Origin of the sequence: Limibacillus halophilus (assembly GCF_014191775.1) — a bacterium.
Lineage (GTDB): Bacteria > Pseudomonadota > Alphaproteobacteria > Kiloniellales > CECT-8803 > Limibacillus > Limibacillus halophilus.
This window is the reverse complement of the sequence record NZ_JACHXA010000003.1, coordinates 11,180-30,187: the sequence shown is the minus strand read 5'-3', so window position 1 is coordinate 30,187 and position 19,008 is coordinate 11,180. Positions and strand designations below refer to the sequence as shown.

The window sequence follows — 19,008 nt, the reverse complement described above, 5'->3', positions numbered from 1 at the left end:
AGGTTAGTGCGCGACTACGCATTCCGGAAGAAGAATCGGTCGGCAAATCCGCCTACATCGGCATGGACAGAACTGATGGGCGACTGACGATAACTGGGGGCCAGTTTGATGCAAGCACTTCTTTCATCTGCAATGTCACGAACACTATTGTTGCTGTTGGGGCTGGCGGCCGTACTCTATGCCGCAACAGGGGTTCCTGATGCGCGGGCGCAGTCGGCGGATCTCGCGCTTGTTTCGGATGACAATACGAAAGTTACCTTCGTTCGAAATTTTACGACCGGCGCTTTCATCAACGATGCCAACGATACGGTCAATGCCGGCGACGAGGTCCAATTCCTGATCAAGGTGCATAACCAAGGTCCCGATGCCGTCGCGGCAACGCCTTCCAGCCCCATCATCATCCAGGCACCTCATCCCGCGAACTTTACGCTCAAAACCGCCAGCAATAACGGCGATCCCGGCGTTGTCTATGACGCGGCGAACAAGCAGTTCCGGATTGAACGGACGGTGGCCTTCAATGAAGTGGTGCAGTTTCAGTATCGCTTCTACGCTTCGGCGGTCTCGACGGGGACAAACTTCACGGCGCAAATCAGCAGCGCACCCGTGCCCGACAGTAGGTCGGATAACGACAGCTTCAGCCGATCGGTCAACATCGTTGGGCCCTCTGCCGATCTGACCTTCAACTCTCCAATCTCCGGCTCAAAGACCTTCCTGCGCAATCTGACAGCGCCGGGCCAACCCTTCCTGACCGATGGCGCTTCGGTAAACCTTGGGGATGAGCTCAGCCTCTTCATCAAGATTCACAACCTCGGACCTGAGATTGCAGCGGCCTCGGCGGCGTTTCCGCTGGTTATCGCGCCAACCATTCCGGCGGGGTTCACCATTGAGCAAGGCCTCGTCTTCGGTCAGCCCAACTTCTTCTACGACGCCGCGACGAACCAGTTTCGCATTGAGCGCGATATCGCCGTCGACGAGAAGGTGCAGGTGGAAGTTCGAATCCGGGCAACTTCGGTCGTGGCAAACACCACTGTCTCAACTGTCTTTGCGGCCCTGCCCGTTTCCGATCCCGATTTGAGCGATGCCAGCAACACGTTCCAGCGAACCGTCAACACGGTGGGACCTATTGCCGACTTAACCTTCACGTCGCCGAATAATGGCTCGAAGACCTTTTTGCGTAACCTGACGGCAGCCGGTCAGCCCTTCTTGTTTGATGGCAATTCAGTGAACCTGGGTGATGAAGTTACCCTCTTCATGAAGGTTCATAACCTCGGGCCCGAAGTGGCAACGGCGTCGGCGGAGTTTCCGCTGGTCGTCGCCCCCACCGTTCCGGCGGGGTTCACCATTGAGCAAGGCCTCGTCTTCGGTCAGCCCAACTTCTTCTACGACGCCGCGACGAACCAGTTTCGCATTGAGCGCGATATCGCCGTCGACGAGGTGGTTCAGTTCGAATTGCGCATGCGGGCAACTTCTGCTGTGTCGAACACCACCGTTTCCGCCGAGTTTGCGTCGCTGCCCGTCTCCGATCCTGATTTGAGCGATGCCAGCAACAGGTTCCAGAGAACCGTCAATACAGTCGCGCAACCCGGGGACATAGAGATCATTTCGGTCATACCAGATCAAAGTACGGTGTTGGCAGGGCAGGAGGTGCTTTTCACGATTGCCGGCAAGAATCACGGAAACCTGGAGCTTACCACCGTTTATACAGACCTCACCGTGCCGCCGGGTCTGACCTTCGTCCAGTTCGAACCGGGCGGCAACGGAACCATTGTGGATCAGCCCGCGAACGGACTGCGCTGGAAGATCAACACCTGGCCAGCGGGCGTTAACCGCTCCATCACTGCGCGGTTCAGGGCCGAGGAATCGCCTTTGGGTGAACAAACCCTCATTGCGACCTACAACGGCGCCAACGCCGGCGGGCAAGCCGATCCCAACGGAACGAATAACAGCGCCAGTGCGGCAGTGACGACTTCCGCTAGCGCTGATTTAAGCGTGAGCCTTTCAAGTAATACGACGCAAATCCCGACTGAGGGGCAGGTGAGCGTGACCTTGATCGCCGACAACCTTTCGTCGATTGAAGCGGCAAGCAATGCAGTTTTTGACGTAACGATTCCGCCAACCTTTACCAATCCTACCACGGGACTGGGCGTGGGGACCTTTGGCAACGGACAATGGAGTGTTCCCTCTATAGCTGCTGGTGGTAGAGCGACTCTACAGATCACGCTTACGGCTGGTTCAACTCCAGCGGCAGATCAGATTTTCGATATTACGCGCAACGCCAGCACGCCCGCGGACCCCAATGCGGCAAATGACTTCGCCAGCCGATCGATAAGCATTGTCGAGAGGCAGGCAGACCTTGCCATTGGGCTGGAAATCGTCGAGCCGTTAACCTTTGCCGGCTCGCTGGAACAAGATCAAGAATTTACAGTGCTGCTGACAGCAGTTCTCGTTTCACAAACGTCCATGCCGGCGAGCGCACGCGTAAATTTACCCTTGCCGCCAGGTGTCTCCCTACCTTTTGGGCAGGATGCCTCGCCAAATTATGATCCTGCGACCAACATCTGGAGCCTGGAGAACTTCCAGCTGGGGGCGATCGACGATGGCGGCGGCGGTGCCGTTTATACATTTGTCGCCTCGCAACGAATTCGCCTGAAATCCGACCAATCGGGCCTACTGGATCTCGTCGCCAGTCTCGCCGATGCTACTGACGTTGAGGGTAAGTCCCTTTCCGATCCCGACCCAAGCAACGATCAGGCGGCTGTGTCCATTACGCTTACCGCGCCGCCGACCTTGATCGCAGACATAAACGTCAACACGCCAGCAGTCAGCCTACCGCCAGGTGTTGAGGCCTCTTCTTTGGTTCGTGCTTCGAATGGAACACCGGTGCTAGACGGGCAGCAGGTGTTCGTCGGTGAACACCTGGTTTTGCGCCGGACCATCACAAGCAGCGGGCCAGATGATCCCGGAGTGGGGCAGGACGGGTTGAATGATGATTCGCTGACGGTCGTCGCTCTATTTGGCGATGATGTCTTGTTCCCGCATTACCCGACCGGAGCGTTTCCACCGCCCGACGCTTTCTTGACTGTCCAATCGGACCCGGAATTTTTCAGAACCGACAACTTCAACGGCGGAGTATCCAGCGCCGCAATCACTATCAAGCCCACCACTGCGGTGACGTCACATAGCATTTCCGTATGGGCTCTCGGGAACAGTCGCGGCCTCTACGGACAAGCTGTTGATCCAGACGTTTCGGCAGGCAGCAACCGCTTCTCGGTAACCTTGAATGCTCAGCGGTCGCTCGGGGATCTTGCCGTTTCCTGGGATAACCCGTCAGTAAGCCTGGCGCAGGGTGAATGGGTTGAGCCGGTTCTGACCGTCACGAACCTGGGCACAGAGCCGATGTTCGGCATCAACCTCGATCTGTCATTGGACCAGAATGTACTCCTGCACGATCTGGAGATCTCGAGCGGAAGTGTTCAAGGGACGGAACTGGGAGGGTTTTCACTCGGCGCGTTACCCAGTTCCACGAGATGGCAGATTAATGCCCTAGAAGCCGGGCAATCGGCGACCATGAGGCTCTCGATTTTTGGCCGCAGCAATAGCGGGGCGGCGAGTTTTAGCGCCGCGGCAAGCAGTGCCGACAGTGACGACAACGACCCGGCCAACGACAGCGCTTCGCTGAACTTAACCTTCGGTCCGGCCAGCGGATCGACACAGCGACTGTTCGACCGCAAGATTGGTGAAATACCGCCGGTCAGCTACGGGTATGTGAAAGCCATTCCGGACAATATCGACGGCAGTGGGAATCCCAGCCCGTTTTTTGCGCCGGAATCGATCGTTTTCCTCTCGCCGCTCAATCCGCAGCTGCAATTGGTCAGCGATGAGATCAGCGATATCGCCATCGCCTACAACTCGGTCCGCCACGAATTTCTGGAGGTACTGGAAATCCGATTCAAGGCCAAGGACCCAGCGACCAGTACGGCTGATGCGCCTGATGTTTATGAACTCTACGCGGCGCGGATTGACGCCTTTACCGGCCAACCCTTGGACCGAGATGCGGATGGCTTCGCCGATCTGACTCGTTTGACCTGGACGCTGGACGACAGTCTTAATCTCAGCGCCCGGCATCCGGCCATAGCCTACAATCCGCAGGATGATACATATCTTTTGGCCTGGACCGAGATTGCGGCGGTGGAAGGGGACACGTTGGACCCCATGGTCCCCAAGACCGCGCGCTATCGGGAGCTCGCGGGCGATGCGACTTACGACCCGGCAAACAGAAGCGGCGCAGCCTTTCAGGTTGCGGCGGGCGCGAACCCGCAAGGATTGGACACCACGGCCTACAGCAGTACCTTCCGCCCGTCGGTTGCTTACTTGAGTGCATTCAACGATTTTGCCTTCGCCTTGGCCGGACGGCCCACGGCAGGTGATCCCATTGCGCTACCGGTTGATGAGGTCTTTGCCGGGCGCTTTGGGGTTAACGGCGGTGTAGCTTCGCTGATTTCCGACCATCAATACGGAGTCGTATTGGCCGGCGGTGCCGGTGCCGAGGACCAACGCGTTGGCCGCGTCACGATTGTTCCCGGGGCCGGTGATGCAGAACTGGGACTGGCTTGGGACATTGGCGAGCCGGTGCCGGGGCAGTTTGACTACGACGGTTCCGAAACGCTGCACAGCCGCGTTCACTTCAGCAAAGCAGACGCCGCGAGCCTGTTGCCTCTTGCCGGCGGCGCTGATGGCCGCGGCCATCTCGCTATTATTGACGAAGAGCCAGACGAAACGTCGATCATTCTGACGAAGCGCCCAAAGGAAGGATCTTTCCCAAATGCCTTCATTGCCCCGGTTGGCGAGGTAAGCACGCGTACTGCTTTTGAGCCGGATCTCGCATACGACAGTGCAGGAGACCGCTATCTACTGGTTTGGGCAGGCCGCCGGGCTGGTAAGAACTTTGCGCCGGATAACGGTCAAACGGAAATCTATGGTCGTATTCTCTCCACCAGCGGCGTTTTTACAACGCCAATCCGAAGGATATCTCGACCTTACGAAGGGGATATTGTCTATACGCCTGGACCCGGTGCGGCCTCGCCGTTGCACAATGCCGACAACCCGCATGTGGTTTTTTATCCGGGCCCCGGTACCTTCCTGGTCAGCTATGACGTTTGTGGGCATTTCGAGATTGAAAGCATACCTGGCGGCCGGCACTGCACGCCGGGCGTTAACATCGATCAGATCGACGCTGCCAGCGGCCTGCATACGGACATAAACAAGGATGGCCTATTCGACCGCGGTTATGCACTTCGTGTTCTCGGCAACTTCCCGATTGAGGATGGGCAAGGCGTGATCGATGGGTTCGATCGCGGCAATGATCTTGCGGTCGTGGACGATGGCCTGATTGGCCTGGCCATGCGGCGTCCGCTGGCTAGGGGCAAGAGCTATGGTGAGTGGCACCAGGCAGGTTTCCGTCGCTTGAACGTCACGACAGATGTGGCGGTTCAGTTGGATGCGAGCACATTCCAACCAGAGCCGGGCGCAGTGTTCGATCTCACTGTCACTCTCACGAACACCACCACCAACACGCAAGCAAACAATATTGTCATCAATGTACCTTTGCCTGGCGATCAACAGGGTGCGGGTCTCGTTTTCGAGTCCGGCTCTGGTTCGGCAGGTTGGAGTTATGACGTGGCCAGTGGTCAGCTTCGGCTTGACCAACTGCCTGCCGGATCGAGCGAAAGCTACATCATCACGGTTAGGAACTCCTTCTCCGATCAGGAGATCGCGGTAAACGCAGCGCTGCTTCGTTTGGCTGAGTTCGACAGTAACGCGGCCAATAACACCGCAGCGATCAATCTGCTCGTTCCTGCTGGTGCCGACCTCGCGCTGGAGTTGGGAGATCAGCAGATTTTCCTGACCGAAACCGAAGCCGTTACGATGACCCTGCGCGCCAACAGCGGTTCGATTGCAAACGCCGTGGTTTCAATCGTACCGCCGGGTCCCGGGTTCAGATTTATGCCCGGCGAGTTCGCTCCGTCGGTTGGTACTTTCGACGAGCCGTCCTTGACCTGGAGCCTGCCACCCGCCGTTAGCAGCGAGGAGGCGACACTGGCCTTCATGGTCGAAGGATTGGAAGCGGGCGATCATGATTTGACCGCCAGCGTCGTGGGTGAATTGCCGGATCCGTTCCCGGCCAACAGTAGTGTCACGGCCAATATGGCGGTTCTCTCCACGCATCCGATCACGGTCGATTCCGGTGAGCTGTTCGGTCTGTTCCCGCAGCCGGTGCCGTCGAACGGCCTTGCGCGAACACAGGTTACCGCGCAGGACGCACTAAGCCGTCCGATCAACTACAATTGGGTTGTGGATTGCCCGAATCTTTCTGACGAGCTTGTACCGTTCGACGGCAGTTTTGAATTTTCGGACCCAACCAGTGCGCAATGGGACTGGCGCGCGCCTTATAACCTTTCGGGCACAGATCAAATCTGCTCCGTTCGGGTTGAAATGAACGTTGAAGGCAATGCGCGGTCGCTTTGGTGGCCGGACGAGCAGAACGGTTCGGCGTTCACAGTCCTGGAACATCCAGGGCCCTTTACGAACTACGGTTTGACGGCTTTGGCCGAATCCCTTGTCGAAGCCGGAAGCGACCGTGTCCTGGGCGGCGTCGGCGAGCAGGCGCAGTATGAGTTTAACATCGTCAACTTGAGCCAAACGCCCGGCAGCAATCTGCAGATCGACGTGGTGCTCCCGGATGGCGTGGACTACGCCGCACACACGCTGGTTGGGAACGGCGCGTTTACGCCCGGTGGGACGCCCGGCGAAGCAGGGGTTTGGCAGTTAACCTCGCTCAATCCTTCGGCTGTCGCGACTCTAACCGTCACCGTTGACATCAATACGAACAACTTCGGCAATCCTGATCCGGAAGGCAGCGATTTGCAGACCGCGACGGCCACTCTGGTGAGCGCGACGCCGGCCGACCCGGATGGCGCAATGCCAGCGTCCGCTACGCTGGAGCGTTATCTGGTAAACCGGGTTTCGATCTTGCAGGAACCCTCCCTTTTCATTGATTGGGATACAATCCCCATTGCGGTGCAGGCGCTTGTGTCACAAGGCCAGGGACGGTTCCTGGGCCTGGAGGCGAGCAATTCCCTGGGGCGTCCCATGACCTTCCAGTGGACGCAATCCTGTACGGACGGTGTTAGTCTTGGCAGCTTTGACGACGCCAGCGCCGTTGAGCCGATCTGGACAGCGCCGCTTTTTGTCCCGGATGAGTTTCCGGCGGTTTTGAGTTGCGTACTCGACGTGACAGTGGGCGCAGGCGTCACAGCGAACGATGTTAGTTTGTCTTACTCAATCCGTGTTGCCGAGCAACCGGACGTCGATCTGGCCTTATCGCTGGAGGTCTTGGATAAAGCGGTTCTTCTGGGCGGCCGCGCACGGCTGCGCTTGACCGTTAGCAACAACGGTCCCGGTTTGGTAAACCTGGAATCCATTGGTTCCCTCACAGCCCGGCTGTCCTTGCCTGACGAATTGCAGCTGGACTTGGAATCGGCCGTGCCTGTTGATGCATTTGTCACCCAGGCGGGTGAGTGGTTCCCCACCGGTACGTTGAATGAAGGAGCCTCCACGACACTGGAAATCGATGCAGTCGCGACAAGCGATCCAGTGGGATTGGGCAACTATCTGCTGGCCGGACAGTTGGAAACCGCGCTAGTCGAGCCGGACTACGGCAACAACTTCTCCGGTCCTATCCGCATTTCGATCATCGATCAGGACCGTATCAATATCGAGGACCTGCTGGCGGTACCCGACAGCGCACTTTTCCAGGGGAACTATGCCGTAACCTTGACCGCCAGCAGCTTGCTGGGCGCGCCGTTAACCTATCTTTGGGACGATAGCGCCTGTGCGCTCGGCGATAGTGGTCGTTTCACCACCGCCGGTGGCGTGGAGGACAACACGCTCGAAGACCCCATTTGGATCTCGCCTCAATACAACGTTGCGGACTTTGGCCCTGCGCTTTGCACGCTCCAGGTAACGATTGACGACGGTGCCGGCGGTGCGGATCCGGTCATTGGCAGTTTGCCGGTCACGGTGCTGCACCCCTCGACGACTGGATCGGACATCAGCATCGATTTGCGTGTGTCCGATACCGCGGTGCAGGTTGGTTCCTTCTTCGATCTGATAGTAACGGCCAGGAACAACGGGCCCGACGCCATCAGCGCGGACAATGTGCAGGTATCGGTATCTTTACCCGCCGGGGCCTTGGCTGACAGCATAACTTTCGACGGGCTGGGCGGGGACAGCTTCGATCCTGTCGCTGCGGTCTGGACCATCGACAATCTGGATCGGGATCAAAGCCGCGTCTTGTCCGTCAAGGTCAGGATGATTGCGGAAGACATTCTTTCGTTCACAACGGCATCCCTTGGCACATCGAGCCAGGCCGACCCGAACCCCAATAATGATAGCGACGTTAAGTCCGTAGAGGGCTTCGGGCTGGTCAGTATCTTCTTCAACAGCTTGCCGTCCGTGCTGCCGAACCCGGTGCGGCCGCGCCAGAATGCCAATGCAACGGTGATGGCCTCGCTTGAAGGGAGCTTCATTTCATATGAGTGGTTCGCATTTTGCCCGGCACCTTTGGGTGGTAACGGCGCCTTTGCCGATGGAACGCCCGAGGATGGCCTCGGCAACAATTCGCGCGACGTAACCTGGACCGCGCCTGCCAATACAACGGCGATCCAACAGGACTGCGCTTTCTATTCCTTGGCGACGGCCACCAATTTGGGCAGTGCCTCTCGCAGGACCGATGTGGGTGTTATCGCCGAACCGGAGGCAGATCTGTCATTACTGGTGACGCGGACGCCTGCGGCGGTTTTCAGTGGCGAGGATGTGACCGTTACTCTAGAGGTGCGGAACGGCGGACCTGCCAACGTCAATCAAACGCAAGTAGATATTGATGTGTTGCCCGCCGATGGCTTGTCCTTCGTGTCGGTTGAAGGCGCTACACTCAATCAGGACTTCTCCTATAACTCAAACATCGGCCTTGGCCGCTGGCTACCGGGCGCCTTGGATTTTGATCCGCTTGATCCCTTGGTTGGGCGGCGAACGATTACCATGACGTTCCGTGGCGATGTTGGCGGCTCTGCCGGACAGGCTCGGACGGTTACCATCGATTCGACGGTGAGCGACGGCATGGCCAGCGACCCGCTTGGGGGCAACAACAACGGCGTTGTCAGCGTCGATGTGCTGGCAGAGAACAAGGCCTCTTTCACTCAAACGGCATCGGCCCTACCGGACCCGGTGGAGAGCGAGGGCACCACGCAACTGAGCGCCACGGCGATTGATGCGTTTGGTTTCCCTGTGGCCAGCTACAGTTGGAGCGCTTCTTGCAACGGGAACCTTGCGGGCAACGGTTTCTTTGTTGACGGTAACAACACCGCGCAATTGCCGCTTTGGACCGCGCCGCGCAACGATACGGGCGCGCAGCAGTTCTGTGACCTGACAGTTTTGGCTACGCCGACCGCGGGACAGGCTGAAAGTTCTACGGTGCGGGTTGAGGTCGACAGCATCCCGACATTGAATCTGTCGCTTTCCAAGACAGTCAACGCGAGCCCGGTCGTTGTGCTCTCGCGTCCCGAGTTCACGATCGTGGTGACAAACAATTCCCCGACCGAAATCGCCAAGGATGTTGTGGTGCAGGATAGCTTCCATGCCGCGGGTTTCGACGACCGGCAGATTGAAGCCATCAGCCAAGGGGTGTTCGATACGGCCGGTGGCGCATGGCAGGTCGGTGACATTCCGGCGGGCGGAAATGCAACGCTGGTCGTGTCTTTGCGGGCCACTGCTGCTGGGGTTTATAGCGGGTCCGGGAACCTTGCGAGCATCTCGGCGGCGGAAGTCATTGACAACAACGGGGCGGACGATTCCGACGGCGCGGATATCACCATTGAGGAAACGCAAACGCTGGCGTTCACTCTGATTGCGGACCCGATAAGCATTGTGTCTGGTGGGATGACGACGCTCACCGTTGAAGCGACAACAACGAACTTCACGGACCCGATTCCCTTCACAATGACCGAGGTCTGTGCCGGTTCGCCGGTTGCGGGGAGTTTCGACCCCGTCATCGGTGAAATCGCGCCTGGTGGAAATCCGCGCGTGATCACCGTCGATTGGACTGCGCCCGAAAACCATACTGGGGTAAATCAAGGGTGCAGCCTGACGATCACCGGTAGTGTGGCTGGTAGTGCGGAATCCAGCGCTACCGCCAATGTCACCGTGGAAACTCTTCCAGTTGCGGACATCGAAGTCAGCTTGGTCGGCGCCCCCAACGGCGTGGTCCTGGGAGAAAGCTTCCAGCTGCAAGCGGTGGCTGAGAACCTTGGTATTATAGGGTCTGACGGCGTTGTCGCACGCGTTCTGCTGCCGACGGGTTTTGCCGCTGCGCCGGGGAACTGGGCTGTCGATCATGCAAGCCGCAGCTTTGATCCCGCGACCGGACTCTGGCAGATCAATGCACTGGGCAATGGTGACGTCGCCACGCTGGACCTCACGATCGACGTAGAGGCAGTTGATCCTATCGCCAATCCTGAGCGGCTGGGCGCAAAGGCCCTGCAAGTCCGGCGTGTTGCGTCGGATGTGCCAGACCCCAACAGCGCGAACGATATCTTCGCGTCAATCCTTGAAGTGATCGATGACAACACGCTCGAACTTGTGCGGCGACCTGTAGCATCGCCGGCGAGCGTGATCGGTATGACCGATGTCGCACTGTTGAACTTCGAGGTGCGCGATCGCCTGGAGCGGCCCATCACCTACCTTTGGAACGCAGAGTGCGCGGTTGAGTTGGGAGGCCATGGCTCTTTTGACGATGTTTCGCTTAGAGAGCCGATTTGGAGTTCAGCGGAGAACACGGATCCGACTATAGACTACGACTGTTTGCTATCCGTCGAGGCATCCGTTCAAGGAGCACAGCTGCCTATCTCCGTTGATTTGGTTGTGCCGGTATTAAACCCGAACACTATCGGTATCGATCTCTCGACAGCAGTGGCCACAGATCGCCAAGCCTACGAGTTCGGCGATACGGTCCTGGTGACGGTGCCGGTCTCCAACAACAGCCTGCTCGACAATGCATCAGGCGTGGCGGTCTCGTTTGACTTGCCGCCTGGCTTGCAGTTCCTGGATTCCGACGATCCGGCGAACCTCAGCGCCCAGGGTAATGGGGTGTACAACTGGTCCGTCGGCAATGTCTTTGCATCTTCGACGAAAACCTTGACTGTGACGGCGTTGGCCATTGGCGAGGGAACGCAGGACATCAGTCTCATCGTGGCGGCCGCGGATCAAGCTGATCCGGTGCCGGACAATGATGTTTCCTTGGCGACAGTGTCGGTTGTGCCGGAAAACATCATCACGATCGACAGCATCTTTGCCAGCTCGAACAGCCTTATTGGCGGTGGCACGATTTCGGTTTCCGTCGTGGCGCATGACCTGTTAGGAGGCAATCCGCTAAATTATCAATGGGCGGTGGAGAGCTGTCTGCCATCCGGCGGCAGCGGTGCTTTCCTTGCACCAACCCTGGCGACAGCGAATTGGACGTCGCCGAACATCGGCCCTGCGGCGGATGGTGCGCTAAAGCAGACTTGCACCCTCACCGTCGATATCGACGACGGCGATGATCCGGCCGAACGCGCACAAGCGCAGGGACGCCTGACCATTGAAATATTGCCAAGCGATGCTTTGGGTTCGGAGCTGGTTGTACTCAAGCAAAGCGACAAGCAGGTGGTGCTGCCCGGCGAAAGCCTGAGGTTCTCGGTTCGCGTGACCAATGAAGGACCTGCAAAGGCGACTAACCTGGCAGTCACGGATGTGCTCAATCCTGGGTTTGTCCAGACCGCGGCATTAGCCGAGCAGGGTAGCTATAACGGGGGAATCTGGACCGTTGGCGATCTTGAGGTGGGCGCCAGCGCGGAACTGTTTGTCGATGTAATTGCGCGCGCTGAATCCGCCCCCGGTGTGGGAGACGGCGCAAATGGTCAGTTGCCAAACACGGCCTTTGTCAGTGCCGTTGATCAAGCCGATCCGAACCCAGGAAATGAGACCGCGCAAGTGGTGGTGTCGGTCATTCCGGAGAACCTGCTGGATATAGCCGGTCCCTTTGCATCGCCTAACAGCCATGTCGGCGAGGGTGTAAGCCGTTTGATGTTGACGGTTGAGGACGCCGTTTCCAATAGCAATACGAGCTATGCCTGGCAGGCTATCTGTCCGTCTTTGCCCGGCAGCGGCAGCTTCAGTGATGCGACCGCAGGCGAACCGTCCTGGGAATCGCCCTTCAATGGCACTGCCGAAACGGTAGTCTGCTCATTGCGGGTTGATGTCACTGTGACGGATGCGCTGTTCGGCCAGATTGTCTCAACCCGTACAGTACCGGTCACCTTGCTCCCCGCCGGCGCGGTCGGTGCCGATATCGATCTGCGCGTAACCTCGCTGGATACGGCGCTATTCGTTGGTGAGGTGTCATCAGCCATCGTCCGGCTGGAGAACAACGGCCCCGAAGCCGCGACGGACGTCACGATCTCTCTTGCGCTTAGCGATGAGCTAGCTGTGACCGGTGCACCCACTTTGTCGGGCGGAACATATGACAGTGGCGACTGGAGCGTCGCAGGCCTTGGCGTGGGTGAAGTGCTCACGCTCGAACTGCCGATCGCGGCCAGCGGTGCCGGTGCCGTTCCTGGGACAGGTTCAATCACCGCGAGCGTGACCCAGGTGACGCCGGCTGACCCGAATACCGGCCCGGGGTCCAATGACCCGACATCGCTGCTTTTCGACATTCTGGGGGACAACCAGATCGTCATCGATAATCCAATCGCAGCGAACCCGGCGGTCTTGATCGGAGGCGAAACGAGCCAACTGTCAATCGTCGCCCACGATGTTGACGGGTTGGGTGTGTCGTACCGTTGGACGGCGGCTTGTCCGGGGTTTGCTGGCAATGGCAGCTTTGCGCCCTCAAGCACGGCGGCAGAGGTCGTTTGGACGTCGCCCGCCAACACGACCGGAGCCCAGGATATCTGCACCTTGATGGTTGACCTGGATGCGCCGGGATCCAACGGTATTTCGGGCACAGCGGAGACCATGGCGGATATCACCGTCAACCCGACGGTCGATACGAATGTGGCCGTGACGGCCCAGGTGACTCCGTCGGCCATCGTCGTGGCTCCTGGCCTGGGAACAGCCGAGGACAGGGGGCTGCTGAACTTTGAGGTGATGAACCAAGGGGTGATCGATGCGACCGGCGTTCAGGTCGATATTCCGATCCCTGCAGGCCTGACCTTGATCGCGCCGGTACCGGGTAATTACACCGCCGGGACTGGTGAGTGGGCCGTTGGCACCTTGCTGCCTGGTGAGAGCCAAGTTCTGCAGTTGACTGTCGAAGGCTCGGCTGTAGCGCCGGGAAACAGCACGACCATCAACATCGAAGCCACTTTCCGCACTGATCTTTTGGGTGAAAACGACACTAATGCCCTGGATGACCTGGCAGCAGTCGCCCTGACGGTTGCCAACCGCAATGAAGTTACTTTGGACGGCATCCTGGCTAATCCTGCGAGCTTGGCGGGTGATGGGATCAATAGCACCACGGTCAGCGTAGAGGTAACGACCACTCTGGGCGACCCGGCAACTTATACCTGGAGTGCGGCTTGTCCAGCGGAGTTTGGCGGTAATCACGGGGCGTTTGACGTTACCGATCAGGCTGTCGTTGATTGGATGCCACCGGACAATCAGACCGGCCAGGTTGTGATTTGCAGTCTGACAGCAGATGCGACTTCCAGCGACGGGTCCACGTTGCCGTCGCTGGCAACCGTTGATATCCCGGTTCTGCCCAATGGCACCGACCCGGATGATGTCTTCCTGGTTCTTCAGGGTATCCCGAATTTCACGACGCTGATCGATGGGGAGACGCTGACCATAGATTTCAGCCTGACCAATTTCGGTCCGAGTGATGCAAACGGCGCCGAGATTACACTACAGTTGCCGGGGACCGGGTTCATGGTCACGGGTACCAGCGACGATCCGAACTTCGACGGCACGACCTGGAGCGTTCCCGCACCAATTCCCGGTGATGGCTCAACAGTGAACTTCACGATAAATGCGGTGGTCGATGCACTTGGCGGGACGGTTCAAACGCCGCGTTTGGTGAGCATCGAGGCAGCGGCTGCGGCGATCGAGAACGATCCGTTGCTGGACGACAACAGCGTGACGACAAGTCTGTCGATCGTTGACGAGAACGTTATCCAGATCACAGCGGGCCCGAATGCAGATCCGGACACGATATTGGGCGCCGTTGGTTCAACCCCGCAGGATCGTACGCTTAATCTGAGTGTGACTGCGATCGACGAGATCGGGCGCCCCCTTACCCATGCGTGGACTCTGCTTGGTTGTACTGGTGGCATCGACAGCGGCATTCTTGCCACGCCGGGCGAAGCAACGACGGATTGGGAAGGGCCGGTGAACACCACCGGCACGCCGCAAAGTTGTGACTTCCAGATAACTGTCTCGGCTGAAGGCAGCCAACCGGTTACGGGTTTGGTCACGGCAACCGTTCTGCATGATGGAGCGGCGGGGGCGGATATCTCACTCAAAGCTAACACGCCGTCGAAGGCTTCTACCTTCATTGGCGATCAGATCACCTATACGGTCACGATCCGGAATAACGGCCCTGTTGCGGCGACCGACGTTACGGTTACAGATTTGCTGCCAGGCAAACTCGGCTTTGTGTCCGATGACGCCGGTGGAGCCTATGACGATGGGACCGGAACATGGGCTGTGGGCGCCTTGGCGTTTGGAGAAGAGAAATCCCTGCTGATCACCGCTGACGTTCTCTTCCCGGGGAGTGTAGTCAACACCGCGAGCGTGACCTCGGTCGTGGCAGCCGACGGCAATGGCGATCAGAATCCGAACAACGACAGCCGTACTTCCATCATCGAGGTCGGCGCGCAGAATCGGATTCACGTCTCCGATCTGACAGCAACGCCCACGTCATTGATTGTCGGCATGGCGACCGCCGGCGAGCAACGTCTGGTGCAACTCGACCTGACCGCTTTCGACGACCTTGGGGCCGGATTGAGCTACGCTTGGACGGCGAGTTGTGCCGACGGCAACGCAGCAGATAACGGTTCATTCAGTTCCACCAGCATCCAGGACCCGATCTGGACGGCGCCCGAGAATATCTCTGGCGCGGGCGCTAATGCTCTTTGCACCTTAACGGTCAACCTGTCGGCTGACGGTGCAAGCGCCCTACAGGAAAGCATCCAGATCGTCGTTCTGCCTGAGGGACTTGCCGACCCGGATATCTCTCTGGCCATGACTGTTGACCGCGACCTTCTGGCCAAGGGGGAAATCGCCACATTCACGCTCTCGGCGAGCAACAATGGCGGTGCGGATGCCAGTAATGTAGCTATCCGCGATGTCCTGCCCGCAGGTCTGCTGCTGCAAACGGGCACCCTTCCGCCAGAATTCGATACCACAACGGATACCTGGACGATTCCGCTGCTTTCCGTAGGGCAGACGGTCAGCATTCAGCTTCAAGCTCAGGCCGTACGCGAGGGGTTCTTCGTAAACCTTGCGGAGCTGGCTGGTCTTGATGCGCCGGGCGTTGACGTCAACCCGCTCAATGATAGCGCCTTTAGGACCGTGACTGTCATTCCGGGCAATGCCATTGAGGTGTTGCAGGATATTGTCGCGAACCCAGATTCTCTGGTTGGGCAGGGGTTGTTCGCTCTTTCGGTTGAAGCTGAGGGCCTGCTTGGGCGCGGCGTCACAGCCACGTGGTCGAGTAGCGACTGCGGCGGCTTGGGGGTCGGTGCGTTCGATCCTGCCGTTGGGCAACAGACCAACTGGACATCTCCGACAAATAATCTGGCGGGCGCTAACGCCGGTTGCACCCTGACCGTGGATTTGACCGCCGACAGCGCCGAGCCATTGCAACTCACCAAGCAAGTCACTCTTTTGCCGACAGATATCACCACGCCGGATATCAGCCTGCGGTTGGAGGTGGATCGCCACATGGCTCTTTTGGGGGACACCGCACTCTTCACACTGACCCTGACCAACAATTCAATCATCGATGCGACCGGAGTCAGTGTCCAACTCGAACCGCTTGGCGATCTCTCCGCCGATCCGCGTGCGACCGGCTTTACCTTCCTTCAATTGATAGGTGCCGGCAGCTTTGACGCAGACAGCAGCGAATTGCTGGTTCCCGCGATTGCGGCAGGGGAGACCGCGGTTGCCCGATTCCTGGTATCGCTGGATGAATTGGGGCTCCTTGAAAATGAAGCGTCGCTGAACGGTACGGTCGAAGGCGACGCAAACAGTGGTAATGACGTCAGCCGGACGCAGGTGACTTCGCTGGCGGCGAACACGATCACCAGCACGATTCCGGCGACTATCGTGCCGCAGAGCCGCGTCTTGCAAGGCGACTTCCGTGTAATTTCCCATGCTGAAGACGCCTTGGAGCTAGGCATCGACTATCTTTGGTCTGCCGATTGTCCGGCACAGCCTGATCTTGGCGGCCACAGCTTTGCGGACCTGCTAAGCCGGAGCACGATCTGGGCCAGCGGCATCAACAACACTGCGCAGCTTCAGACCTGTAATATGTCTGTCGATATGTCCGCGCCTTTTGCAACAGATGTGACGGCAGGCCTTCAGGCGCATTTGCTGCCTGATCCTGCGGCAGGTGACGAAACTGATGTGGCCATTCAGGCAAGTGTCGATGTAGCGAACCCACTACCCGGCAGTCTTGTTACTTTTACCATTACCGCTGAACTACTTGGAGCAATCGCGCCTGATGAGGCGTTGGTCGTTGTCGCCTTGCCTAATGGCTTCGAGATAGAGAGCGCCACAGGTGATGGTGTGTTTGATCTAGGCCTATGGACCATAAGTGAATTGACCAGTGTGGCGACCTTGCAGGTAGCTGCGCGGGTAATGACCTCGACGGAGCAGGTTTTTATTGCAGATCTGGTATTTTTGAGCGCTGGAATGCCGCCGATACTGCTTTTCGACCTCGTCAGCGCCAACAATATATCTTTTGTAACGGTCACACCGCGCTTCGATCCGGGAATCACCTTCGGCGACCCCGCTATTACCGCGACACCAAATCCGGTTCTTTCTGCGGAGATCTCAAACCTTAGTTTGGACGTGACTTCTGATCCAACTGGGCTGACCTACTATTGGACCAGCGATTGCGGCGGGAGCTTCAGCGACGTCAGCGCGTCTAATCCTCAATGGACCGCTCCGGTGAACGCGACCTCCGGGCTGGTGTCCTGCACCTTAAACGCGGCCGTATCCTCTGCGACTGGTGGCACTGTTCGGGACATTGAGATTGATGTGCTGCCGGAAAATCAGAACAGCGATCTAACGGTGACGCAGGTGATTGGGAAGAATCCGCTGCTGGATCAAGAGAGCGATACAACGGTGACCTTGACCGTGAGCAACTCGGTTGGCGGCAACTTCGTCGGCGGTATCGAGATTACGCCTGATTTTGGCGGGCTGTTCCAGTTGGACGGCGCAGCGACGGGTGACGGCAGCTGGACCGGTGCTGTTTGGCAACTTACACCCGGGCTGGCACCGGGCGAAAGCGCCAACCTTGTTCTGCCGGTGACGGCGGCGGGTGGGTTGGTCTTCACGGGCGACCCGGCAGCGGTGACGGGGGATGTGTCCGCCTCGGTGACGGCGCGTGGCGGTGCCGAGACGGGTGCGGGCGATGAGTCGCCCAGCGAGAGCGTGACGATCTATGAGGAGAACCGTTTGACGGCCACGGTTCTGCCAGATGCCCTGGCGGTGGATTCCGGCGGCACCACGGGCTTCAATGTCGACGTCACCGATCTGGTGGGGAATGGCATCACCGACTACGCCTGGACGGCGACTTGCGCGCAGGCTGAAGATGGTTTCCCTGGTGCACGCCCGCAGGATTTGAGGGACAGCGACGGTACGCCGGCCACGGGGACGGGGGCGACCTTCACCTGGACCGCGCCGGTCAACAGCTATGACCTGCCGGGCGGTACACCGGCCGACGCCAACAGCGACTGCCGCATCGAGGTCGCGGTGACTTCCAGCGACGGTGCGACCGGGACGGCGGCCATGGGCATCATGGTCTACGGCGAGGATATCGATCGCGATAACCTCTTGCCCGACCAGAAGCCGGGCACGGCCATCTTCCCGGCGGCTTTCGCGGTCGATATCGCACCGGGCAGCCCACCCATGACCGGCTTCTTCAACATCGGCCACCGTCCGAATACGGCGATGACCGGTTGCCGGGTTGAATTGGCGACGCCCTTCAACGGCACGTTCTTTGCGCAGCCTTTCTCTTGGTGGGATGCGGGACGCAATCTGTTGCAGCCCAACGAACCGATGGACCTGCCCTCGGGTGTGTCCGGTCAGACGTGGTTCTTCTCGATGCAGCCCAACGAGACCTTCCCGCCGACGCGGATGGACCTGCAGGTGGTTTGCGACAACGGGGAATCCCAGGTGCTGTCGGAGTTCAACACATTGCTGCTGACCTCCGAGGCGGCGCCGGGACCGCGTGCGGTGGCGACGATCCTCTTCAGCCCCATCGGCAACCGGGCCCAGGTGCCGTTAAACACCGGCAACACCAACGGCTTCGGGGCGATCCGCAACGTCAATGTCGGCGGTGTGGTGGACCTGGTGATCGAATCGGTGCTGGACGACCCGCGCCCGACGCTGCCGGTGGCGATCGATACCTGCATCATTCCCATCGGCGCAACGAACTGTGCGGTGGACCGGGATGTCAATCGTCAAACCGTCGACCTGACCGACGACCCGGCCACGCCGGAGGATGAGTCGCTCCGCAGCTTCCGCGTCCGTCTGCGGGGTCAGGGTCAGTCGATCCCGCTCAACATTCTGCAAAACCGCCTCTACATGCGGCTGGAACGCCCTGACGGAGCTATCGTCGGTGCAAGCTCCTTTGCGGTCTGCACCACCGATAATGCGAACTGTTAAGAGGTAAACGAAGGCGGGGTG

The 19,008-nt window shown here is 58.9% G+C and carries 1 protein-coding gene; it reads left to right on the top strand.

Going from position 1 to position 19,008, the window contains the following annotated elements:
* Window positions 1-108: 108 nt before the first annotated feature.
* Complete coding sequence (locus FHR98_RS05880; RefSeq protein ID WP_183415731.1) at window positions 109-18,987, top strand: CLIPPER-2 domain-containing protein; 18,879 nt, start codon at window positions 109-111, stop codon at window positions 18,985-18,987.
* Window positions 18,988-19,008 lie beyond the last annotated feature (21 nt).

Coding starts and splice junctions, on each gene's coding strand:
- FHR98_RS05880 (WP_183415731.1), top strand. CDS start 109: ATGCAAGCACTTCTTTCATCTGCAATGTCACGAACACTATTGTTGCTG.